At 66.4% G+C, this 23,376-nt stretch carries 19 protein-coding genes; 8 read left to right on the top strand and 11 right to left on the bottom strand.

The features are described from left to right. Window positions 1-63 precede the first annotated feature (63 nt). Window positions 64-2,238 carry a catalase/peroxidase HPI gene (gene katG, locus CKO23_RS17955; RefSeq protein ID WP_200333200.1) on the top strand — a complete coding sequence of 725 codons (2,175 nt, stop codon included), beginning with the start codon at window positions 64-66 and terminating at the stop codon, window positions 2,236-2,238. A gap of 101 nt (window positions 2,239-2,339) precedes the next feature. Here the strand turns inward: katG and parC are convergent, their stop codons facing one another. Both parC and CKO23_RS17945 read right to left on the bottom strand, forming a co-directional pair. Then, window positions 2,340-4,592 carry a DNA topoisomerase IV subunit A gene (parC, locus tag CKO23_RS17950; RefSeq protein ID WP_200333199.1) on the bottom strand — a complete coding sequence of 751 codons (2,253 nt, stop codon included), beginning with the start codon at window positions 4,590-4,592 and terminating at the stop codon, window positions 2,340-2,342. Between the two features lie 71 nt (window positions 4,593-4,663). Then, window positions 4,664-5,908 (bottom strand): multifunctional CCA addition/repair protein, encoded by a 1,245-nt coding sequence (locus CKO23_RS17945; protein WP_200333198.1) that lies wholly within the window; start codon window positions 5,906-5,908, stop codon window positions 4,664-4,666. A 230-nt stretch (window positions 5,909-6,138) separates the two neighbouring features. Between CKO23_RS17945 and CKO23_RS17940 the strand changes: the two genes are divergently transcribed. After that, window positions 6,139-6,621, top strand: a complete 483-nt coding sequence (locus CKO23_RS17940; protein WP_200333197.1) for a DUF2939 domain-containing protein — start codon at window positions 6,139-6,141, stop codon at window positions 6,619-6,621. Window positions 6,622-6,624: 3 nt separating this feature from the next. Here the strand turns inward: CKO23_RS17940 and CKO23_RS17935 are convergent, their stop codons facing one another. The 7 genes from CKO23_RS17935 to CKO23_RS17905 all read right to left on the bottom strand — a co-directional run bounded on the left by CKO23_RS17935 (window position 6,625) and on the right by CKO23_RS17905 (window position 14,100). After that, window positions 6,625-8,322, bottom strand: coding sequence for a SpoIIE family protein phosphatase (locus tag CKO23_RS17935; RefSeq protein ID WP_200333196.1), 1,698 nt, complete (start codon window positions 8,320-8,322; stop codon window positions 6,625-6,627). A 16-nt stretch (window positions 8,323-8,338) separates the two neighbouring features. Next, window positions 8,339-9,097 (bottom strand): transporter substrate-binding domain-containing protein, encoded by a 759-nt coding sequence (locus CKO23_RS17930; protein ID WP_200333195.1) that lies wholly within the window; start codon window positions 9,095-9,097, stop codon window positions 8,339-8,341. Between the two features lie 6 nt (window positions 9,098-9,103). Further along, complete coding sequence (locus CKO23_RS17925; RefSeq protein ID WP_200333194.1) at window positions 9,104-9,943, bottom strand: GGDEF domain-containing protein; 840 nt, start codon at window positions 9,941-9,943, stop codon at window positions 9,104-9,106. Continuing rightward, window positions 9,933-10,340, bottom strand: a complete 408-nt coding sequence (locus CKO23_RS17920) for a DUF1987 domain-containing protein (protein ID WP_200333193.1) — start codon at window positions 10,338-10,340, stop codon at window positions 9,933-9,935. Before CKO23_RS17920 ends, CKO23_RS17925 begins: the two co-directional genes overlap by 11 nt. Before the next feature lie 21 nt (window positions 10,341-10,361). Continuing rightward, window positions 10,362-10,916: a SiaB family protein kinase gene (locus CKO23_RS17915; protein ID WP_200333192.1), complete on the bottom strand. Its 555-nt coding sequence runs from the start codon at window positions 10,914-10,916 to the stop codon at window positions 10,362-10,364. Window positions 10,917-11,139: 223 nt separating this feature from the next. Next, window positions 11,140-12,639, bottom strand: coding sequence for a hypothetical protein (locus CKO23_RS17910; RefSeq protein ID WP_200333191.1), 1,500 nt, complete (start codon window positions 12,637-12,639; stop codon window positions 11,140-11,142). Between the two features lie 252 nt (window positions 12,640-12,891). Then, window positions 12,892-14,100 (bottom strand): rhamnosyltransferase WsaF family glycosyltransferase, encoded by a 1,209-nt coding sequence (locus CKO23_RS17905; RefSeq protein ID WP_200333190.1) that lies wholly within the window; start codon window positions 14,098-14,100, stop codon window positions 12,892-12,894. 330 nt (window positions 14,101-14,430) lie between these two features. On the opposite strand from CKO23_RS17905, the gene CKO23_RS17900 reads away from it, so the two are divergent. The 4 genes from CKO23_RS17900 (at window position 14,431) to CKO23_RS17885 (ending at window position 18,371) form a co-directional block, all read left to right on the top strand. Beyond that, the gene (locus tag CKO23_RS17900; protein ID WP_200333189.1) at window positions 14,431-15,264 is read left to right on the top strand and encodes a class I SAM-dependent methyltransferase; all 834 of its coding nucleotides are present in this window, start codon (window positions 14,431-14,433) and stop codon (window positions 15,262-15,264) included. A 204-nt stretch (window positions 15,265-15,468) separates the two neighbouring features. Next, window positions 15,469-16,410 carry a glycosyltransferase family 2 protein gene (locus tag CKO23_RS17895; RefSeq protein ID WP_200333188.1) on the top strand — a complete coding sequence of 314 codons (942 nt, stop codon included), beginning with the start codon at window positions 15,469-15,471 and terminating at the stop codon, window positions 16,408-16,410. Continuing rightward, the gene (locus tag CKO23_RS17890; RefSeq protein ID WP_200333187.1) at window positions 16,397-17,296 is read left to right on the top strand and encodes a glycosyltransferase family 2 protein; all 900 of its coding nucleotides are present in this window, start codon (window positions 16,397-16,399) and stop codon (window positions 17,294-17,296) included. The genes CKO23_RS17895 and CKO23_RS17890 overlap by 14 nt, the downstream gene beginning before the upstream one ends. A gap of 31 nt (window positions 17,297-17,327) precedes the next feature. After that, complete coding sequence (locus CKO23_RS17885; protein WP_200333186.1) at window positions 17,328-18,371, top strand: acyltransferase family protein; 1,044 nt, start codon at window positions 17,328-17,330, stop codon at window positions 18,369-18,371. Window positions 18,372-18,438: 67 nt separating this feature from the next. Here the strand turns inward: CKO23_RS17885 and CKO23_RS25785 are convergent, their stop codons facing one another. Beyond that, window positions 18,439-19,992: a CHAD domain-containing protein gene (locus tag CKO23_RS25785; protein ID WP_242482539.1), complete on the bottom strand. Its 1,554-nt coding sequence runs from the start codon at window positions 19,990-19,992 to the stop codon at window positions 18,439-18,441. A gap of 76 nt (window positions 19,993-20,068) precedes the next feature. Next, window positions 20,069-22,036: an aryl-sulfate sulfotransferase gene (locus CKO23_RS17875; RefSeq protein ID WP_200333185.1), complete on the bottom strand. Its 1,968-nt coding sequence runs from the start codon at window positions 22,034-22,036 to the stop codon at window positions 20,069-20,071. Between the two features lie 240 nt (window positions 22,037-22,276). On the opposite strand from CKO23_RS17875, the gene CKO23_RS17870 reads away from it, so the two are divergent. Then, entirely contained in the window at window positions 22,277-22,621 is a 345-nt protein-coding gene (locus CKO23_RS17870) for a TusE/DsrC/DsvC family sulfur relay protein (protein WP_200333184.1), read from the top strand. 121 nt (window positions 22,622-22,742) lie between these two features. After that, entirely contained in the window at window positions 22,743-23,297 is a 555-nt protein-coding gene (locus CKO23_RS17865) for a DUF427 domain-containing protein (protein ID WP_200333183.1), read from the top strand. Window positions 23,298-23,376 lie beyond the last annotated feature (79 nt).

The following is a 23,376-nucleotide window of genomic DNA, read 5'->3' as shown; positions in this document are numbered from 1 at the left end:
ATGCTCGACGAGCATCCATAGAGACGCGAACGTCAGTCAACGACACCACGAGCGGAGACAACAATGAACAAGCATGCGACGACGACCGCGGGCAAATGCCCAGTGATGCACGGCGCCAATACGACCGCGGGAACATCGGTCATGGACTGGTGGCCGAAGGCCCTGAACCTCGACATCCTGCACCAGCACGACACCAAGACCGATCCGATGGGTCAGGCCTTCGACTATCGTGAAGCGGTCAAGACCCTCGACGTCGAGGCGCTCAAGAACGACCTGCACGCCTTCATGACCGACAGCCAGGACTGGTGGCCCGCCGACTGGGGCCATTACGGCGGCCTCATGATCCGCATGGCCTGGCACGCGGCGGGCAGCTACCGGATCGCCGATGGCCGTGGCGGCGCCGGCACGGGCAATCAGCGCTTCGCCCCGCTCAACAGTTGGCCGGACAACGTCAACCTGGACAAGGCGCGCCGGCTGCTGTGGCCGTTGAAGAAGCAATACGGCAACCAGATCAGCTGGGCTGACCTCATCATCCTGGCCGGCACCGTCGCCTATGAATCCATGGGCTTGAAGACCTTTGGTTTCGCCTTTGGGCGTGAAGACATCTGGCACCCGGAAAAGGACACCTACTGGGGCTCCGAAAAGGAATGGCTGGCGCCCAGCGACAACCCCGACAGCCGTTACTCCGGTGAGCGGGATCTCGAAAACCCGCTGGCCGCCGTGATGATGGGGCTGATCTACGTCAACCCCGAAGGCGTCGACGGCAATCCCGATCCGCTACGCACCGCGACAGACGTGCGGGAGACCTTTGCGCGCATGGCGATGGACGACGAGGAGACCGTCGCCCTGACCGCTGGTGGCCATACCGTGGGCAAGTGCCACGGCAATGGCGATGCCGGCCTGCTGGGGCCGCAACCGGAAGCGGCCGAGCTCGAGGACCAGGGTTTCGGCTGGATGAACAAGACCATCAGGGGCATTGGCCGAGACACCGTGTCCAGCGGCCTGGAAGGCGCCTGGACGACCCACCCCACCCAGTGGGACAACGGCTACTTCGCCATGCTGCTCAACCACGAGTGGGAGGTGAAGAAGAGCCCGGCCGGCGCCTGGCAGTGGGAGCCCGTCGACATCAAGGAGGACGACAAGCCGGTCGATGTCGAGGATCCGTCCATTCGCTACAACCCGATCATGACCGATGCGGACATGGCCATGAAGATGGACCCGGCGTATCGGAAGATCTCCGAGCGCTTCCATCAGGATCCGGCCCATTTCTCGGAGGTCTTCGCGCGGGCCTGGTTCAAGCTGACGCACCGCGACATGGGACCCAAGGCGCGCTACATCGGACCCTGGGTGCCGCAGGAAGACCTCATCTGGCAGGACCCGGTGCCCGCCGGCCGCAGCGACTACGATGTGGACGCCGTAAAGGCCAAGATCGCGGCCAGCGGCCTGAGCGTCAGCGAGATGGTCGCCACCGCCTGGGACAGCGCGCGCACCTTCCGCGGCTCGGACATGCGCGGCGGCGCCAATGGCGCGCGCATCCGTCTCGCCCCGCAGAAGGAATGGGAGGGCAACGAACCTGCGCGTCTGGCCAAGGTGCTGGGTGTGCTGGAGCCCATCGCGGCCGCGACCGGCGCCAGCGTCGCGGATGTCATCGTCCTGGCCGGCAATGTGGGCATCGAGCAGGCGGCCAAGGCGGCCGGCTTCGCGATCAGCGTGCCCTTCGCGCCCGGTCGCGGCGACGCCACGGCGGAGACGACGGATGACGAGTCCTTCGCGCCCCTGGAGCCGATCCATGACGGCTACCGCAACTGGCTCAAGAAGGACTACAGCGTCAGCGCCGAGGAGCTGATGCTGGACCGCACGCAGCTGATGGGACTCACGGCCCCTGAGATGACGGCGCTGGTCGGCGGCATGCGCGTCTTGGGCACCAACCACGGCGGCACCAAGCAGGGTGTCTTGACGGATCGCGAAGGCGTGCTGACAAACGACTTCTTCGTGAATCTGACGGACATGGCCTACAGCTGGGTGCCAACGGGCGACAATCTCTACGAGATCCGTGACCGCAAGACGGGCGCGGCCAAGTGGACGGCGACCCGAGTGGACCTGGTGTTCGGCTCAAACTCCATCCTGCGTGCCTATGCCGAGGTCTATGCCCAGGACGACAACCGGGAGAAGTTCGTCCATGACTTCGTGGCCGCATGGACCAAGGTCATGAACGCCGACCGCTTCGATCTGGCTTGAGTCCAGGCGTGCCTCCTCACGGCGACCAAGATCGACGTGAGGAGGCCGCGGAGCGGCGAGAATCCCCCCGCATTGATCGCGGCTTCGATCGGATCGCGGGCTCAGGATTCGGTCGAGAGTCCATCCACCCGCTGGAAACCGCGCGGCAGGAGCCGCCCACGCCGACCGCGCTCGCCCTTGTAGACCTCCAGATCGCTGGGCTTGAGGGTGAAGCTGCGCTTGCCCGAGAGCACGCTCAGGCTCGCACCGCCCGCGACCACGGCCAGCGCGACCATCACTTCTTCACGGGCGCTGACCTTGGAGGTCGGGATCCCGATGATCTTGTTGCCCTTGCCGCGCGCCATTTCCGGCAGCTCGGCGAGCGGGAACAGCAAGAGGTGCCCGGCGCTGGTCGCCGCGGCCAGCAGCGCGCCGGCGCCCTCCCCGACCGGTAGCGGGATCAGCACCTGGGCACCGGCCGGCAGGCTGAGAACGGCCTTGCCGCCCTTGGGCTTGGCGACCAGATCCTCGAACCGGGCGATGAACCCATAGCCAGCGTCCGAGGCGAGCAGATAGCGGGCATCCGGCGCATCGCCCAGCACGGTGATGAAACGCGCACCCTGGGGCGGGTCCAACCGCCCGGTCAAGGGCTCGCCCTGACTGCGCGCCGATGGCAGCGTATGCGCCTGGAGCGCATAGCTGCGACCGGTCGAATCCAGGAAGACGACCGTCTGATTGCTGCGCAGCCGCGCCGCGCCCAGAAAGCTGTCGCCGGACCGATAACTGAGTCCGGTCGGATCCACCTCATGTCCCTTGGCCGCGCGGACCCAGCCCTTCTCGGAGAGAACGACGGTGACGGGCTCGCTCGGCGCCAGCTCGGTCTCGTCGATGGCGGTCGCGACGCTTCTGGCCACCAGCGGGGAGCGGCGCTCATCCCCATACTTCTCGGCATCGGCGGCGATCTCGTCGCGGATCAGGCGTTTGAGCGCCTGCTCGTTGCCCAGCAGACGCTGCAACGCATCGCGCTCCTCGGCCAGCTCGGCCTGCTCGGCGCGGATCTTCATCTCCTCGAGCCGGGCGAGCTGGCGCAGCCGGGTGTTGAGGACGTACTCGGCCTGGGCATCGGTCAGGCCGAAACGCGCCATGAGCATGGGCTTGGGCTCGTCCTCGGCGCGGACGATGCGGATCACCTCGTCGATATTGAGAAAGGCGATCAGCAAGCCGTCCAAGAGGTGCAGGCGCTGGAGCACCTTCTCGAGGCGGTGCTGCAGCCGCCGGCGCACCGTCTCGGTGCGGTAGATGATCCACTCGACCAGTATCTCGCGCAGGTTCATGACCCGCGGTCGGCCGTTGAGCGCGATCATGTTCATGTTGACGCGGTAGCTGCGCTCCAGGTCCGTGGTCGCGAAGAGGTGCGACATGAGGCGCTCGACATCCACCCGATTCGAGCGCGGGACGATGACCAGCCGCGTCGGGAACTCATGATCGGACTCGTCGCGAAAGTCCTCGATCATGGGCAGCTTCTTGGCGTTGAACTGGGCCGCGATCTGCTCCATGACGCGGCTGCCGGAGACCTGGTACGGCAGCGCCGTGATGACGATGTCGCCGCGCTCGAGTTCGTAGCGCGCGCGCTGCCGCACGCTGCCGTTGCCCGTCTGATAGAGCTTCAGCAGTTCTTCCGCGGGCGTGATGATCTCGCCGGCGGTCGGGAAGTCCGGGCCGGGGATGAAGCCGATCAACTCCTCGATACTGGCCTTGGGATGCGCCAGCAGATGGATGCAGGCGCGCGCCACCTCGCGCAGGTTGTGCGAGGGGATGTCGGTGGCCATGCCGACCGCGATGCCGGTGACGCCGTTGAGCAGCAAGTTGGGCAAACGGGCCGGCAGGAGTCGCGGCTCGTCCAGGGTGCCGTCGAAATTGGGCTGCCAGTCCACGGTCCCCTGAGCGACCTCGCCGAGCAGCACATCGGCATAGGGCGTCAGACGCGATTCGGTATAGCGCATGGCCGCGAAGGACTTTGGATCGTCCGGCGAGCCCCAGTTGCCCTGGCCATCGACCAGCGGATAGCGGTAGCTGAACGCCTGCGCCATGAGCACCATGGCCTCGTAGCAGGCGGAATCGCCGTGCGGATGGAACTTGCCCAGCACATCGCCGACGGTGCGCGCGGACTTCTTGAACTTGGCCGTCGCGGAGAGCCCGAGCTCGGACATGGCGTAGAGGATGCGCCGCTGCACGGGTTTGAGGCCATCGCCCACATGCGGCAGGGCGCGGTCGAGGATGACGTACATGGAGTAATCCAGGTACGCCTTTTCGGTGAAGTCCTTGAGGGGGCGGCGCTCGAGCCCCTCGGCGTTGTAGAGAGCTGTTTCCGACATCGGCAATCTTGGATCCGTTCGAACGAAGGTCGCGCATGATGCGACAAGGCGGCCGGAAGGACAAACGCGCGTCAGCGTGCCTGGCGACGGGTCGCCTTGATGGCCGCGATCCGCGCCGCGCGGATCCGTTCAGGGATGAGCCTGGGCTCAGCGGCCTCGCGGGCGATGGCACCAACGTCCAGCGCCGTGACCGCCGCGAGCAGCGCGCGCAGGATCTCCGCCTGGGGATAGGCGCGCTGCGCGTAGCCCGTGCGACCGCGATAGTCGGCCTCGCAGGCGGTGAGCATCTGCGCGAAGCGCTCCGGGCGGCGGATGGCGTCGGTCCGCTCCAGCAGATCCAGGATGGTCGCCGAGCGCAGCTCCTCGACCTTGTGCACCAGACCGTGATAGCCGGCCGTGATGTGGGCCAGCTCGCGGCAACGGTTGGGGATCTTGAAGCGGTCGCAGACCTCCGCAAGCAGCCCGAGACCACGCTCCTCATGGCCATGGTGGCGCGGCAGGATCTCGGGCGGCGTGGTGCCCTTGCCGAGGTCGTGGCAGAGCGCCGCGAAGCGGACTTCCAGCTCGGCCGAGAGCCGCGCCGCCATATCGAGGACCAGCATCACATGCACGCCGGTATCGATCTCCGGGTGCCACTTCCGCGGTTGCGCGACACCCCAGAGCCGGTCCAGCTCTGGCAGCAGGCGCGCCAGGGCGCCGCAGTCACGCAGCACCTCGAAGAAGCGCGAGGGCCGGTCCTCCAGGAGGGCGCGCGCCATCTCCTGCCAGACACGCTCGGGCACCAGGGCATCCACCTCGCCCGCGGCGACCATGGCGCGCATCAGCCCGAGGGTTTCCTCCGCGATGCCGAAATCGAGGTCCGCATAGCGCGCGGCGAAGCGGGCGAGCCGCAGGATGCGCACCGGGTCTTCGGCGAAGGCGGGCGAGACGTGGCGCAGGATTCTGGCCTGCAGATCGGCCAGACCACCGTAGGGGTCGATGACGCGGCCGTCCCCATCCAGCGCCAGTGCGTTGATGGTGAGATCACGGCGCAGCAGATCCTGCTCCAGGGTCACGTCCGGATCGGCATGCACCATGAAGCCGTGGTAGCCGGGCGCGGTCTTGCGCTCGGTGCGGGCCAGGGCGTACTCGTCCTTGGTGCGCGGGTGCAGGAAGACCGGAAAGTCCTTGCCGACCTGCAGAAAGCCGCGGCGGAGCATCTCCTCGGCCGTGGATCCGATCACGACATAGTCGCGCTCGCGCACGCGCCGACCCAGGAGTTGGTCGCGCACGGCACCGCCGACCAGGTAAGTCTCGAGCCCCTCAGTCACATCCATGTCCAGCTCCCACTCCGCGGCCTCGCGCAAGCCCCGAGAGACTGCACGGCCCTTGATCTACTGAAAAATCGCTCTGCATGGCAACGCCCGCTGGCTCGTCGATGGCCGGGCCGGGATTATATCCGCCGCGGCGATGCGGTTAGAATTGACGCCGCTGGCGCTCGCCGGCTCAATCGATCAAATGGGTGCGGACACCCCGCTTCTCCACCACAGCGCTCGGGACGAACAGCATGCGGTTCATCGGATACTTTATCCTGCTGGCACTCATCGGCTACGGCCTCTGGCCCTATTACAGCGTCTACCGCCTGGACGACGCCATCACGGCGAACGACACCGCCGAGCTGGCCCAGATGGTGGACCTCCCGGCGATCCGGGCCAATTACAAGAAGCGCGTGGCGGCCGGGGTCCAGGGCGTGCTGCCCACCGACGATCCGGACAGCGTGGTCAGCTGGATTCGCCAGAACCTGGAGCGACTCGGCGACTCGGCACTGGAGCAGGCGATCACCATCGACTGGGTGCGCGAGACCCTGCGCGGCGCCGTCACCGAGGCGACGGGTCAGAGTCCGCCCTACCTGCTCGCGGGGATCGACTTCGCCTTCTTCGAATCCTACAACCGCTTCCTGATTCGCATCGGCAAGCTCGGCGAGGGCGCCACCCACGTGCGCTTCAGCCTGGTCGGGAGCGACTGGAAGATCACGGACATCATCCCCTGAGGCTCACATGAGCCGCACGCCGACGAGTGTCATGTCGTCGCGGCGTGGCTCCCCGCCCCGATAGTCCTCCAGCATCCCGCGGAGACCCTCGATCTGGTCCTCCAGCCCACGACCGGCATTGGCCTGAAGCCACTCGACGACGGGGCGCCTGCCGAGCAAGCGGCGGCGCTCGCGGCCCATCTGATCGACGATACCGTCCGTCATCAGGAAGTAGACCGCGCCCGGCCTGACCTGGATGGGATGATTGACGACGCGCGGCGGCGACGGCAGCGTCTGATAGCCCAGATGGCCGCGCGAACCGCGGATCGTCCGTGCCGCGCCATCCGCGGCGACCTCCACCAAGGGCATCCCGCCCACGCTCGCGAAGGTCAGGCGAGATGAGCCCGCGTCCCAGAGGAGGATGGCCGCGTCCAGCCCATCGTCCGACTCGAGCCCGACACCTTCGGGCACCTGGTCCTGTCGCAGACGCCGCCGCACCTGCTCGTCCAGTGCCAGCAGGATGGCGGCCGGGTCCCAGACGCGCGACTCGCGCAGCACCTGCTCGGCCGCCGAGGCCAGCACCAGGGTGATGAAGGCGCCCGGCACGCCGTGCCCGGTGCAATCGGCGACCAGGATCAGACACTGCTCGCCACGGCGCTCCAGCCAGTACCAGTCCCCGCCCACCAGATGCAGCGGCTCCCACAACACATGGATCTCGCGCACCGCGTCGCCGAGCGCCCGCGCATCCGGCAGCATCGCCGTCTGGATCCGCCGGGCATAGCGGTGGCTCTCGAGCAACAGCCCATTGGCCTCGCTCAACCGCCGGTGGGTCCGGCCCAGCTCCGCGAAGGCACGCTCGACCTCGGCCTTCTGTCCTTCGAGCTGCTCGAGTGCGCGCTCAAGGTCCAGGGTTCGCGCTTGCACGCGCTGCTCGAGGTCTTGGGTGAGCGCGGTCAGCTCGCGCTGCGCGTGGTCGCGCGCGTCGAGTCCTGCCTGGGAGGCACGCAGCAGCCTGTCCAGGTGCGCGAGCAAGAGGCCCATCTCGTCACGCTCGTGCCCGGCGAGCCGCGGCGGCACCCAGGCACCGGGGCGGGTCGGATCCGCGCCGGCGATGGCCGAGGAGAGACGCAGCAAGGGCCGGGTGATCATGAAGTAGAAGATGACGACGACCAGGAGGGAGATGAAGACGGCGCGCGCGATCCCGAACAGGGCGTCGCGCATCGCCTGTTGCCGAAAGCGCCGGGCCAGCACGTCCGGCGAGAGCGCGACCTCGAGCACACCGACGTCCGCCGCCGTCGCGCCGGAGGCGGCATAGCGCAACGGGAGGCGAAAGTGGATGACGTCCTCGAACAGCCAGCCCCAGCCGGTCTTGAGCGTCGCGGCGCCGGGAGCGCGCGTCTGCTCGGCCAGCACCTGACCGAAGTCGTCCCGCAGCTCGACGCGCTGGACGGCATCGAAGACGAAGAGCCCCTGTACCAGCTGACGCCCCAGCTCCGGGTGCAGTTGGTAGAGGGCCTCGGAGGCCGAGCCCTCGACCAGCGCCAGGGTCCGTTCCATCCCCTCACGGACCTCCTCACGCATGCCGCGCCAGTCCAGAAAGAGCTGGAGCACACCCATCGCCACCCCGAGGACCAGCACCACCAGCAGGGTGATCGCCGCCTGCTTGAAGGTGAGACCCCGCAGGCGCGGAATCACGCGCTCGGCGGAGAGAGTCGCGACCATGGCGGCTGTCCTTGAATCACTCGGACTCGGTCAAGCCGGCGCGGCGCTTGAGCCCATTCACCAGTGCCGCCTGCCCGTCGAGCCAGGCATCGAAGCGCTGCAGCAGCTCGGGGTGACGGACCGTCGAGAGGCGGTAATCGCCGCGCGTGCTGGGGAGGCTGGGATCGAAGCCCAAGGCATCTGGACGGCCCAGAATGCGTCGGGATTGTTCGCGCGCCACGGCCACATTGGCGTAGGCGGCATCCAGCCGCTGGCTAAGGACTTGCTGAAAGAGTGCGTCGAAGTCGGCGTTCTCCCGGAGCATCACCCGTCCGGCGCGCAGCGGCTCGAGCCAGGCGATCGGGGTGAAGCCCACCACCGTGCCCAGGGTCCGGATGGCCGTCGCGGGCCGCCCCAGATGCGCGGGCAAGACCAGGGTTCCATCCAGATAGCCGACGACGGGACGGCTGTAGCGAATCGCATGACCCTCACGCAGATCCGCCCGCCAGGCGGGGTCGTCCGGATACTTGAAGTCGATGCGATCCTGCAAGAGGCTCGCGAGCAGACGCGGCGGGGGCAAGGGCCGATAGGTCAGCTCGATCCCCTCGGCGGCGGCGAAGGCATCCAGCAGCTCGCGGCCGAACCCCTCGAAGACGCCGGCGTGACCGGCCTGAAAGGGTCGGTAGTCGATGTTTTCGACACCCACCACATAGCGCGGGGTCGCCGCCATCAAGGGGGCCACGGCAGGCCAGCACAGCAGGCAGAGGAGCAACAGCGAGAGGCGCGGCGCGCGCATGCCGGGCTAGCCGCTCGCGCGGGCCGGATGGTCGACCACCACACGGTCGCGTCCCGCGCGCTTGGCCGCATAAAGGGCCTGGTCGGCGCGGCCAATGGCCTTCTCCAGCAGCTCGTCGGGCAGCACGGCGACGACACCGACGCTGACGGTGATGCACAAGATCTGGTCCTTCCACAGCGTGCGGTTGTCGCGCACACGCTCGCACAGCCGCTCGGCCACCGCCTGCGCCGTGTCCAGATCGGTCTCGGGGAGGAGTGCCAGGAACTCCTCGCCGCCGAAACGTCCGGCGATGTCTCCCTTGCGCAGGCTCGAGCGCAGCAGAAAGCCGAAGTCGCGCAGCACCTGATCGCCCGCGGCATGGCCAAAGCCGTCATTGATGCGCTTGAAGTGGTCCAGATCCATCATGAGGGCGGCCATGACCTGGCCGTGACGCGCGCGGCGCCGCTGCTCGTGTTCGCCAAGCTCGAGCAGGTGGCGCCGGGTATGGGTCCCGGTCAGCTCGTCGATGGAGGCGATGCGCCTGAGCTCCTGTTCGAGTTGCTCGCGGCGCTCGATCTCCGTGTGCAGGGCGTCGTTGAGGCGTTTGAGGTCCGCGGCCTGCTCCCTGAGGGTGCGATTCGCCTCATGGAGATCCAGTTGCATGCGGTCGCTGATGCGCACCAGGCGCGCGGTCTCGCGGTAGCCGTCGCGATAGGCGTCAGCCAGGGCGCGCACGCCGCCGGAGACATTGTCGAGCTTGTCGACCATCTCCTCGGCCTGTCGGATGACCGCCTCCTCGTGGGCATAGAGCGAGTAGGCTTCCTGCGCCGCGGGGAGCTGGTTGGTGGGCAGGGCTTCAGGTGACATGGCTATCCGAGACACAGAGACTGAAACGGGCCGCCGCGAAATCCTCGCTGAAGTCCTCGCCGAACTCCATCATGGTCTCGTCGTCGGCGTCATAGTGCCAGTTGACCTGGATCTCCACCCCGTCGCGGGCTGTTGACTCAAGCCGCTGAAAGAGATTCATGAGCGCCTTGGCGCTGCTGCTATTGAAGTAGAGCATGCGCAGATCGACGATGAGCTCCCGGGCGGGCGGGCGCTCCCTGACCGCGTCCAGATACTCATCGAGCGCCCGCATCACGGGTCCGAAGAAGGCGGCGGCATCCTCGGGATAGGACTCCCCCTCGATCCTCAGCCGGTGATTGGCGGCGTCGAGCTCGACCAGGGGCGAGCGCTGAGTTTGGGGCAGATAGAGTGTGTCCATCGGGTCGCTGATTGTCAGGCGTCAGATGAAGGCCTTGAGACAGAAGAAGGCGCGCTCGTCACCCAGGTCGGTCAGACCGAACTCGATCGGACGGGTGGATCGGCGGGCGATCTCGATCAATCCGATGCTGGCGCCGCGGCTGTTCTCCTCGGACGGCTCGCGCAGCTTCTCTCGGTAGTAGGCCTTGATGGAGTCGGGATCCATGACGGCCAGCTGCGCAAGCCGCCGTTGCAACTCCTCGCCCTCCGCGCGGCGCACGATGTTGCCGCAGACGACGAAGAAATGGGTCTCGTCGTGGCCGACGGTGATCATCCCCGAGCTCATCTCGGAGGGCAGTCCAGACTCGGCCTCGATCCGCTCGGCCGAGTAGCGGATGATGTTCTGGACCTGCTCGACGAAGATCGAGAAGACACGCTTGGTGACGTTGGCGTCCGTGGCCTCCAGTCGCATCTTCTGCTTGAGGGCCTCGCCCAGCGAGAAGAGGATGCCCTCGGACACATAGCCGACGAAGGAGAAGATCACGCCCTGCCCCAGCATCCGCTGGTGGAAATCGAAATACTCGCTGGCCATGGGCATGGTGGGATGGCTCCAAGTGCTGGCTCCAGGTTCGCCGCAACAGGCTCCGACGAGTCGAATCCGGCCCCGAGCAGGCGTCGAGGTCGCAACCGCGGCTCGCGCGCGCGGGGCTTGCCAAGGTCATTCTAGCGCGGAGTGGCCGGTCGAGGGCGCGGAAAAACGGATGGAAACGGAGATAGGTTCACACTTCGCCCATCGGTCGGACCGCCGCCCTGGGCGCCGCTCACTCCCCAATCTGGCCCTTATGCTTCCAATGGTGCTGCATCCACATGCGGGTGCGCTTATAGGCCCGCCCCGTCGACAGGGCGGCAACGAGAACGGCCTTGTGCAGCACGGCGAGATCGCGCCGATGCCAGAGACCGGACGTCCACTGGGTCTGCTTGATGTAGAGGATGACGTCGCGGCGATCCCTGGAGAAGACCAGGCTGCGCAAGAGTTTGATCGGCGAGGGGACGACCTTCTTGTCGACGAAGCAGCCGACGCCGAACACGTCGTTGTGGTTGAGCGCCGCGTAGGCCTCGGAGATCTGCCTGTCCGGCTTGGTGATCAGGCTCGTCCAGATGCCGCAGGCCATCTCGCGCAGCTCCGCGCTGCGCAGGCCAGCCGGCTCCATCCGCGCGGACCAGAACGGTAGGGCGAAGAGGACGCCGTCCTGGAAGTGGCGGACGGTGTCGGTATAGATGGCCGTCTCCGAGGCCTCCGTCAGACGGATCGCCACGGCATCGCCATTGCCGTCCGTGCGGTACCCCATGACACTGCCGTGCGGCGAATTGCACAGCATCTCCATCGGCGAGACGGCGTCGAGCAGATGGCTGAAGAGCAGATCGCGGTTGGCATTGGGGCCGAATGCCTTCTTGAGGCAATTAGGCGGCTGCACGTTGAGGAACCGCTGCAGACCCATGTAGTAGCCGACGAAGCGGGTCTGGGGCAGCATCAAGGCGATGTTGTCCTGAATGGTGCCGCGCCAACCGATATCCACGATACCGACCGTATCGCCCGCCGTGGCGACGCCGCGCCGCTCGAAGTAGAGCGCGGCCGCCTGGCGATCCCGCTCGATCTTGTCGATGACGATGCGCTTGAAATCCGCGTCGGCGAACAACCGCGCCACCCGATCGTCCTCCCAGGGGCGGATGATGTCCTCCGCGAGGGCGATCCCATGGCGTGCGCAGGAGAGACCGAGCTGCTCGGGCTCGATCCCGAGCGATTTGCCGAGGGCGAAGATGGATTGGCTGCTGTACAGGGTCCACAGCCGCATCATCTCCTTGAGGCTCAGGGAGCCGAGCGAGGCGGAGAAGGTGGCCAGACGGCTCACCTCGAGGATCTCCGCGGGCGGCAGCTCGAGGCCGGCGAAACGCCCCTCGGGGAAGACGCGCTCGAACACCTGATGGAAGAGCTCGCCCTCGCGCGTGAAGAAGCACAGCCGGCTGACCCGGTCGACCCGGCTCTGCTCGGCGATGAAGAGCGCAAAGCCGAAGAACAAAGGCGCCGAGCGCACGCCGAGCCCGAAGAGTGCGCGGCGGGCCGCGTCCATGCCCTCGCCCAGGCTGGCGGCCGCCTCGAGTGCCTCCTGATCGATCTGGCGAAACAGGCGGTGGCGCTCGCGCCTGAGCTGACTGGCGGGGCCTGGCCGACTCTGCTCGGCCTCAGGGCATGAGGCAGACGCCTCGATACCGAGTCGCGCCGGCATGGCCTTGACGGAGTAGCTGGGATCGATGGTCGCCAATGGTCACCTAGGCAGCAGCCCTGCTCGTATCGAATGGCTCAACAAATCGTTTGGGTCCGGGCGCCGTTCACGTCAGGGCGCCGGTGTCGAACTCGGATGACAACCGGCAGCCCCCAAGGCAACGGCGCGCGCTCGCCGGTGTCTCGTTGATCGTCCAGACCTGGTAAGCGCCTGCTCCATCCGAGCGAAATGGCCTCGGAGGGTAGCATCTTTGCTGGGATTCGGTCACTTCGACGCCGCTCGGGACGCCTGTCAGCGGCTCTCCAGGAGACGGCGCGCCAAGCGCCCGCCGATCCCAACGAGCCCTCGCAGCAGCGGGCTCAGGCTGTTGATGAAGGCGTTGGGCGGGGCATTGATCCGGGAGAGCAGAGAGAGTGGGAGCGACCCGACCCGATCACCAGCCCCCACCGCCGGAGCTTGGTACATCGGAGCGTCCGTTGCCTCGAAGTCCGGCTCGCCCCCCGCGAGGACGCGCTCCACCGCGCCGACGAACTGACGGACCTCGGTGTCGGCACCGCGCCGCTGCATGAAGCGCGTGCCGGCCGTCCCCATGCGCGTGCGCAGCGCCTCATCCTCCAGCAGTTGCAGGATGGCCTCGGCGAGGGCCTCCGGCCGCGGCTGGGCGAGCAGAACGGCCTCCTGCGGGAAGTCGTAGAGGGTCGGTTCGCGCCACAGCTCGACCACCGGCAGTCCGGCGGCCATCATCTCGAAGGGCACACGCGACGGGTTGGAAGCGCTGAGACTGAGGCCAACCGCGCAGCGATTGTAGAGGGCATTGCATGCTTCGACGCGCAGCAGGCCCAGATGCGCGTATTCGGGCGAGGCCCGCCCCTTCTCCCGAGAACCATAGAGATAGATCTGCACCTCGGGCCTCAGGTGCTTGACGATCGAAAGGGCATCCAGCCCGATGCGCGCGCAGCGGCGCGGCTTCTCCGGCTGATAGAGGAAGCAGACGGCCAACTCACGGGGCTCGTCGGGCAGCGGGCGGTAGATCGCGAGATCCGCGCCGAAATCGAAGTGGTAGGCCGGCAGACCGAATTGCGACCTGAGCCTGTGCTTCAGCCAGCGCCCGATGGTCACCGGGGTGAGGCCGGTGAGATAGGAGGCCTCCGCGCGCAGGTAGGTGTCGCCCATGGCGCTGAACCAGGCCTCGTAGTCCTGCACGAAGTAGAGCCGGCGACAGTCGAAGGGGAGGTCGCGCACGATCGCCGCCGAATACCAAATGGTGGCGATGACGGCATCCGCCGGTGCGATGGCGCCCCATCCGTAGCGTGCGCGAGCGAAGGCGTAGCCAAAGAGGCGTTGGATGGAGCGGCACGCCGCCTCGTCGCTCCCGACACCCTCGATGTAGAGGTGGCAAGGATGCCCCGCCTCCTCCAACGCCTTGGCCTGCTGGAACATGGTGCGAATGCCGCCCGAGCCAGCCACCAGCCTGGGAATCAGCCAGGCTAGCGTCGCCATGCGCGAATCCTGAAGCAAAAGGCCAAGGTCATGGAGCAACACCGTCGTTCGCAGATCGAGGATATCCCCGCGCGCGACCAAGCCGGCGCGGCAGCGCACGCCGGCCCGCCCAACCCGGGTCGCGGCACGGCGAAAGCAACCGTCATGCGCACATCGAGCTGATATACTGCGCGGATCGCTTTTTCGTCTGCCGTCCGCCAGCTGCCGGTTGCTTCGCGGGGTTCAGATGGCCGGCAAGGATAGCAGGTCCGCGCGCCGGCCGAGGCCCCAGACCCAGGCAGGCGCGAATGGCCTTGGAACACTGAACGCACGCCTGAGTGGAGAGAATCGATGCCGGACATCAGCTGGAATCTGGCCCTGTGGGATCAGAACTACGACTGGACCTTGGAGGGCGAGGAGTGGAGTTCCTGGTGGGGCGGGAGCGAGGCGCAGTGGTTCGGTTCCATCTACCCGCGCATTCATCGCCATCTGCCCGCGACCAAGGTGCTGGAAATCGCCCCCGGACATGGCCGCTGGACGCGCTATCTCCTGCAGTACTGCGAATCCTATGTCGGCATCGACCTCTCGGGCCAGGCGATCGACGCCTGTAAGCGCCGCTTCGCCAGGGCGCCCCAGGCATCCTTCTTTCAGAACGACGGGATTTCGCTCGGCGACGCCCCCGATGGCGCCTTCGACTTCATCTTCACCTTCGATTCGCTCGTCCATGCCGAGATGGATGTCCTGCGCCAATACATGCCGCAGCTGCTGAGCAAGCTCTCCGATCGGGGCGTCGCCTTCATCCACCACTCCAATTTCAACGAAATGCCCCCCGAGACGGACAACCCGCACAGCCGCGCCTCATCGGTTTCGGCGGACACTTTCAAGGAGTTGGTCGAAGCCTGCGGCGGCCAGGTCCTTGCGCAGGAGACCCTCAATTGGGGCGGACCCAACCTCATCGACTGCTTCACGACCTTCGGCAAGGCCGGCGCCCATGGCGACTGGGAGCCCGTGAGAATCATCAACGACCGCTGGGTCGACGAGATGACCATCATCCGCGAGACCCAGAGCCCCTATTCGACGCTCCCCAGCCATCACGGCGGTCTCGCCCACGCCCCGCGCGAACCAGGTACCTTGTACAAGGGTGCGCGCGCACTCAAGGGCCTGATCCGTAAGTACGCGGGCTAGTCGCGTCCGCCGGTGGCCATGCGGGTCAGCGGCGGCCTTCGAGGGTGCCATGATGCGGTGGGCCTCGTACCTCGGCCCACCTCCCCCCGCCAGTCATCAGTTGTGGTCACACCCGAAAATCCCCGCGCTTTGCAAAGGAATTGTGCCTTCCCTAAAATCGCGTTCTTTTATGCTGCCTGATGTCCCTTGACGCCAACTATAACGATGACCCACACGGATCCGCTCGTTGCAATCATTACCCGAACCAAGAACCGCGCCCTGCTGCTGGAACGCTGCGTCAAGACGGTTCTGGCGCAGACGAGCGCGGACTGGGTCCACGTCATCGTCAATGACGGCGGTGACGCCGATGAGGTCGACCGGCTGCTCGAAGGCTATCGGGAGCCGTACCGAGGCCGTCTCAAGGTCATCCACAATCCCCAATCGCTGGGGATGGAGGCCGCCTCCAACGTCGGCATCCGCGCCTCTCAGTCGCGCTACCTGGTCATCCTGGATGACGACGACACCTGGGATCCCCGCTTCCTGCAGGTCATGGTGGAGGTCCTGCAGCGCGAGACCTGGCCCGACACCCGCGGCGTGTTCTGCCACACGGAGATCGTCCTAGAGGAGATCCGCGGCACGCAGATCCGCGAGATCGGTCGCAAGGACTTCAACGGCTGGCTGAAAGCCATCGACATGCTCTGCCTGCTGGCCGTGAATCGCTTCACGCCCGTGTGTTTCCTCTTCGAGCGCGCCGTCCTCGACGAGATCGGGATGTTCGATGAGACCCTGCCGGTCATCGGGGACTGGGAGTTCAACATCCGGTTTCTGGAGCGCTACGACATCAGGGTCCACCCGGAATACCTCGCGTTCTGGCATCAGCGGCCGAAGGTCAAGAACGGTTTGGGCAATTCGGTGATCGCGGACAGCGATCTGCACGACATCTACAGGTCGCGCATGGTGAACAAATGGATCAGACAGAGCCTCCAGAGGGGCTCGCTCGACTATGGCCAGCTGTTTGCGCTGGGGCTCATCGTGGAGCAGAACAACATCATGGAGTCCCGCTTCAATCGCTATCGCAAGCGGATCGAAAAAACGCTCCTCTATCGCGCCTACTCGGCCCTGAAGACCCTGGTTCGCGGCAAGTCGTACGATCATGAGCGCACCTGATCGCATCGCCGTCGTCCTCGTCACCTACAACCGCAAAGCGATGCTTCTGGAGGCCCTGCGGGGCATTCTGGGGCAGAGCCTGGCGATCGAGCGGATCTTCCTGATCGACAACGCCAGCACGGACGGCACCCGCGAGCTGCTCGAATCCGCCGGCTACCTCAGCCACGCGCGCATCGACTATACCCAGATGCCCGAGAACACCGGCGGAGCAGGCGGTTTTCACGAGGGGTTGCGGCTCGCTCGCGAGGCCGGTTTCGACTGGTACTGGCTGCTCGACGACGATGTCGAGCCGGAACAAGACTGCCTGGAGCAGTTACTGAGCTACCGCAACATCTCGGAGTGCATTCACCCCTTGGTGCTCTATGCCGACGGCACCGCGCACGAGTGGGAGCACATCTTCGACCCCATCACGACCTATCAGGCCGGGCTGCACAACCTCTCCTTCCGCAATGGCAAGGACTGGTGCGTCATGCAGGTGGCCTGCTTCGAGGGCATGCTCGTCTCGGATGGGGTGGTCGCCAAGGTCGGCCTGCCCGAAAAAGACTTCTTCGTCTATGGCGACGACGGACTCTTCGGCTTCAAGGCCGCCTTCCATACCACGGTCACCTACGTGAGCCGCGCCCGGCTCAACAAGAAGATCAAGCCCGGCCCGGCCTACTACTCGCCATTTAAGATCTACTACGACATCCGCAACCGCTTCCTGATGCGCCGCAAGATCGCGGGACTCATCTATGTCCCGCGCTATTCGCGTTACCTCTTCATCCTCTTCATGTTCCTGCTGACCATCGCCTATGTGCGAACCAACCGCTCCAGACAGACCTTCCGGGCAGCCTTCTTCGCCTGGAAAGACGGTCTCGGCGGTGTCGTCGGACGCCAACGTTACTGAGCGCGACTGGGCACGCCATGCGGGTCGAGCGGTGACCACCCAAGACAGGAAAGGGACGGGCCATGTCAGCGGCTTCGACGGCACGCGCGGCGTCGCCGCACTGGTCGTGGTCATCCATCACACCATCTTTCTGCCAATCGACCTGGCCGCGGTTGCGGTCTTCGTCTTCTTCGTTCTCAGCGGCTTTCTCATCACCAATATCCTCCGCAATGAGCGGCTCAAGATGGAGCAGGGCCGCTCGGTCTTCCGGAGTTCACTGAAGAACTTCTGGACCCGGCGCGCCTTGCGGATCTTTCCCGCCTATTACATGGCGCTGGCGCTCACCATCCTGGTCGACCGCTATCTGCTCGGCGGGCACTTCTACCGGGAAGCGCTCTGGTATCTCACCTATCTGCAGAACTTCTTCATCGCCCTCGTCAGTCACTCCTGGGGAATCTTCACCCACACCTGGAGCCTGGCGGTCGAGCAGCAGTTCTACATCGTCCTCGCCCCCCTCCTCCTGGCCATCCCCGCGAGCCGCCATGCCGCCGTGGTGCTCCTGCTCTTCGCGCTCTGCGTCGGGATCATGTTCGGCGCCTGGTTTCTCGGTGCCGGGGAAGGGCTCCTCTACTTGCTCCCCTTCACCGGGATCGGGTTCGCCTTGGGCGGCGGTTTCATCGCGCTCAACCGCGAGCGGCTGCCGGCCTTCCTCGGCCAGCACTGGCTGGGGGCCCTGAGCCTCGCGGCCATGCCGGTGTTGGCCGTCCATGCGCTCCCGCTCGACATCCCCTACAAGTATGCCTTGCTGATGCTGGCCGCCAGCGGCTTCATCGCCTACGTCGTCGAGCGGCCGGACAGTCCCGTCGTGCGTCTGCTGGAGACCAGGCCACTGGTCTTCCTCGGCAACATCTCCTACAGCCTCTACATCATCCACTACCCGCTGCGTGTCCTGCTCGGCGAGCGGCTGCCGAAGGCGCTGGTCGAAAACGCCTTCATCTTCCTCCCCCTCGTCGTCTGCGCCTCCGTCCTACTCGCGGCCGCCTCTTACTACCTCGTGGAGAAGAAGTTCCTGGCGATGAAGAGGTATTTCGCCTGAGCCTGGCGGATCGGCATCGAGTCGAGATCGCGACAGCAGACTGTTCAGTTGGCCGCTCGCCCCAAGGTTACCGACCCTTTCGTTTTGACCCTGAAGCCCAGAACAGCGCCCTGTAACGCGCCCATTGCCCAGGATCGTCGAAGGCGGCGAAGACCTCCGCAAAACCATCCCGCGCGCGCATCTGGCGCTCGAGCAGGCTGCCAACGAGTGCGCCCATGGCCAGCAGGGTGCCGGGCGCCGCCTCGCCCGCGGCGTACATCTGCTCGGCGATGTCCTCCAGATGCTCGGCCTGCACCGCGAGGTCTTGAAAGGTCCCGAGCTGATCGAGCAGCACCTTGAGCTGTTTGATGATCGGTTTGATGGCGGCGTCGGGATAGAGACTCTTGAACAGCTCCATGAGATAGCGGAGCTTCTTGCAGCGCTTGCGTAGCGCGTGCAGCTGCGTCGGCGGTGAATCCGCTTGGATCGCCCTGCCCTCCCGCCGCACACGTTTCGCCAAACGCCGGATGCGCGCATCCACCACCCGCTTGATCGGGCGGGCGGCATCAGCCGCCGCCGAAGGGCTCGCGGCAGGTGCCTCCAGGACGTCACGCCAGTCGCGCACGAGATCCTTGAACCGCCCGGAATCGAGCGCCGCGGCGAGCTCGGCGTGCGCCGCCTCATGGCGTGTGCGCAAGAAGGCCCGTAACGGCTCCAGCTTGGGTCCCAAGGACGGCGGAAGGCTGGCCCGATAACCGTCGAAGGCCAGCAGGTAGACATCGAGATCGCGAACCGGCCCGGTCACCTGCTGAAGCCAGGCGAAGCCGTCCCGGAAGCCGCCGATCCGCTCGCGCGGAAAGACGTCCTCGAGCTGGGTCAGCACCGAACGCGTGCGGCGCGTCGCGACGCGCAGATCGTGCAGGAACTCGGAATCCCAATTCGCTCGCGCGCCCGCGACATTGGCCTCCAGGATGTCGAGCAGCTCGCGCAGAACCTGCTTGACCACGGCATCAGCGCGCGCCCGCGGGTCCAATGGGATCATCGGCTTGGACGCGTAGCCACCCGGCGAGCGGCCGAGGGCCGCCAGCGCCTCCAGGGGCAACGGCATCGCCGCCGGCTCCAGCCCAAGCCTGCCCTCGACCAAGACGACCAGTCTGTCGAGGTCGTCGTCATGGTCGGCAGCGCCCTGGATGCGCAGCCGGGCGGGCAGCCTCGCCGTCCGGCCAGTCGCCGGGTCTTCCGCGCGATGGGAGGTAATCGCGAGATGCGCGACGGTGTTGGCGGTTTCGTCCGCCCCCCGGAGCATCCGGGTTCGGGTGCGGATACGCACCACCGGGAGCAGACGCCGGATGTCGGCCGCCGCCGGGATTCGTGCCCTGACGTCACCCGGCCCCAAATCGCCAACCATGCCGGGTGGCTCTTCCAGGGGTTGGGTCAAGCTGGCGCCGTCACGCAGGGATAGCCAGCCGAGGGTGCCGCCACGGTGCCACAGGAGGCCGCCCGCGCCGTAAACCGCCCAATCGAAGGTGTCGTAGTAGATGGTTTCGACCGGGTCGACAGTCTCCGGATGACAGTTCAGGCGCGCCAGGATTTCACCTTCGACCGCCGCAGCGGACACCCCATCCGGAATCAGATACTCCATCGCAGACACCTGTCTCACAGCGCAACCTTCTCAGGTTAGCACTTCGCCGGCGCAAGGTTGATGCAGGACAGGTGCATCAACGCCGATTCCCGTTGCGCTCGGATCCAGATCCTTTGTGGTCTGGGGACATCGATGGCGCCCGATCCGGGCCAACCGCCAACGGCCGGCAGGGACGGCCGGCGTCACCCGGACAGCCCGCCGGACCCTCCTGCCAGGGACGCGGGCGCACACCCCAGGACGGCGGCGCCGTATAGAGGTCGGCCAGGCGATAGGAGCGGTACTGGAAGACGTTGAGATCGCGCTGGAAGACCCTGACCCCATCCGGGTCCACCTCCTGCAGCGTCGCGCGCGGAGCCTCGCCGGTGCCGATCATGCCGGAGTTGAACCAGGTGTTGCCGTTCGCGAGCGGCTGGGCGGAGCCGACGGCGAAGGCGTAGTCGCCGAGATCCGTGTTGAAGGCGAGCCGGGCCGTCATCGCTGCCTCGTCGATCTCCCAGATCTGCCCGCGGCTCTGGCAGTCGGCGGGGGCCTCGGCGGACGCGCATCGCAGGTTGCTGTTGTCGAAGAGGATGATCTGGTTGTCGCTGATGAAGCTCGGATCGTGGACGTGCGAAAACCAGTCGTCGTCGCCGCCGCCAACGAGCGTGAAGTCGCCCTCCGGACCAAGCCGCCAGAGGATGCGGCCGTCGCCCGCGCCGTCCGCGTAGGCGATCTTGAGGATCCAGTCCTGATGGCGCACGGACAGGAGCAGGTTGCCGTCCGGCGTATAGGCCAGGGCGTTCGCGTGCATCCAGTCGTTGGTCTGGTCCGCCAGGAAGAAGGGCGGACAGCCGGCGGCGCCCAGCGTGCAGGTCTCCCCAAGCGTCGCGAGCCGGGCGGGGTCCAGGTGGTCCCAACCGTTCCAGATCCACTGGATCTCGAAATCCTGGTTGGTGACCAGGATCATGTCGGCGATGACCGACACCTCGCCAGGCCCCTGCACATCGGTGACCAGGCGCTCCACGGTGGAGATGACGCCAATGTTGCCGTCGGGGAGGTCGCGGACGTCGTGGTGGAAGTTGGTGATCCGATCGTCGTAGCCGAGCTGCCCGAGCCGATGATTCATGGCATCGACGCTGGTCTGCTTCACGACGTTGCCGAGCAGGTCCGTCTTGACGAGCAGGTTATCCTGGATACCCGTGACCGGATCTCGCTTCACGAGCCAAAGGGTCCCCTCGCTGCTTGGACGTAGCGACCAGGCGGGCTCGTCGAGATACCAGATCAGGTGGCCCTCCAGATCGGTCGCCTGAGCGTTTCCGACCCCCATGGCCCCGATGAAGGGCGAATTCCAGATCACCGGCTCGGACGCGCTCGCCAGCGGGCCGGCTGGGATCGTCGCGGTGCCCGGCGAGACGGCGATGCCGGCCCGGCCCGTCACGAACGGGGTGGGTGGGGACTGGCCGAGCAGGCTGCCGTCCGGCGCCAGCAGCTCCTGCCACAGCTCATAGGCCGTGTCCTCGCGCATGCCCGCGACATAGAGGTGCAGCGGCGTTCCGGGCGCGCAGCGCTTCGGACTCGTCGTCTGCTGGATGCCGACGGACGGCGCGAAGAACCGCACGCGCGCCAGCGCGCGCGGCGGGCACGGCGGTGCCACGTAGAGCGCGACCAGGGGGTTGCGCGTCGGCAGCGCGACAGCCCAGTCGGTGTCCGGCGGAACCGCGGGGTTGATGGTGAAGAGCTGATCGGCAAAGGTCTCCTGGCCCGTCGCCGTGTCGAGCACGCCAGCGGTGACGCGGTAGACCCCCGGATCAATCACCGTCCACTCCAGGACGTTGTCGCGCGAATAGTCGTAGACGACATGGCCGCGCGCCGGACCCTGCGCCGGAGCGACGCTCAGCCGGTAGAGCTCCGTCGCCGCCCCGGCGGCGCCGATCATGAAACCGATGGTGGTCCCCGCCGCTTGAGGTGAAGGCCGATCCGGCACGAGCATGGTGGCACCTTCGGCCACGACCGGCAGCACCAGCCCCAGGCCAGCGAACAAACGAAAGAGGATTCGGACTCGCATGAAGGGTTTCTCTTTGAGCGGGACCAGCCGGGCAACAGCAAGACCGACCGTCCGCGGATTGGGGCACCGCGACGGCGGCACCTGCCTGTGAGACCAGCATCCCTGAGGCTCTGATGATTGCCACGCGCTCCACGACCAGGTTGACGGGAACCAAAAGCAGACTAGATTTATCAACTATACCGACGAGGCAGGTTCCATCTCCCATCGTCAACCCAGCAGCGACTCTAGGAGCCCAACATCATGCGACAGCTTAGCAGTCACAATCAGGCGGTTGCCGGGCGTCGTCCCCTTCCGCTCGACGGCGAGGGGTTTCTCGTCGATCCGGGTCTCTGGAACCGGGGCATGGCGCGCTTCATCGCCAGACTGGATGGCGTCTGGCCGCTGACCCAAGAGCACTGGTCGGTCATCTACTACATGCGCGAGCACCACATGACCTACGGCTCACTGCCGCCAGTCTCGCAAGTGTGCCGCACCCATGGTCTCGACCGCAGCGCCGTGCGGCGCCTGTTCGGATCCTGCCGTGAGGCCTGGCGGATCGCCGGCTTGCCGCATCCGGGCGAGGAGGCGTTGAACTACATGATCTGAGGCGGCGCACACCTGGCTTGCCGGCCCGTCCAGAGGGCCGGCAGTGGACGAACGCCCGCGAAGAGCAGAGCTTGCAATCAACTTGCAACCAGGCAGCGCACACACCCGAGGAACGGCGAGCATGAGCGGAGAGGACAAGGCACTGGAGCGCGCCAGATCGGCGTGGCGGTTTCGTGGTCAGCAGCGCCCCGACATGGCCCTCGATCCTGGCTCAGGACAGGAATCCGTCTGGGATTACCCGCGCCCTCCCGCCCTCATCGCCGAGCCCAGAGCGGTCGAGGTCCGACAGGGAAGCGAACCTCTGGCGCGCTCCAGCCACGCCATGCGGGTCTGCGAGACAGGAAGTCCGCCGACCATCTACATCCCCCCAAGCGATGTCGACATGACGCACCTGTGCCCGTCATCCACGCGGAGCTTCTGCGAGTGGAAAGGCGAAGCCGCCTATCTGCGCCGCGCAAACCCCGCGACCGACCGCCAAGACGTCGCCTGGTATTACCCGCAACCCTTCGCGCCATTCGCCGCCATCGCCGGCTGGATCTGCTTCTATCCCGGACGCGTGGACTGCTTCCTGAATGGCGAGCGGGTGCGCGCGCAAGCCGGCGGCTTCTACGGCGGCTGGATCACCGACGAGATCCTGGGCCCCTTCAAGGGCGCCCCCGGAACGGAGCACTGGTAACCGACAACTGACAACTGCCACCTCAAAACGCCCCATTCATCACCCCCCCACCTGCACGACCACCCCGCCTCGGCGTGGA

It is taken from the genome of Thiocystis violacea, from assembly GCF_016583565.1.
Classification (GTDB): domain Bacteria; phylum Pseudomonadota; class Gammaproteobacteria; order Chromatiales; family Chromatiaceae; genus Thiorhodococcus; species Thiorhodococcus violaceus_A.
Note: the sequence above shows the minus strand (reverse complement) of the source record. Positions and strands in the feature narration are given on the sequence as shown.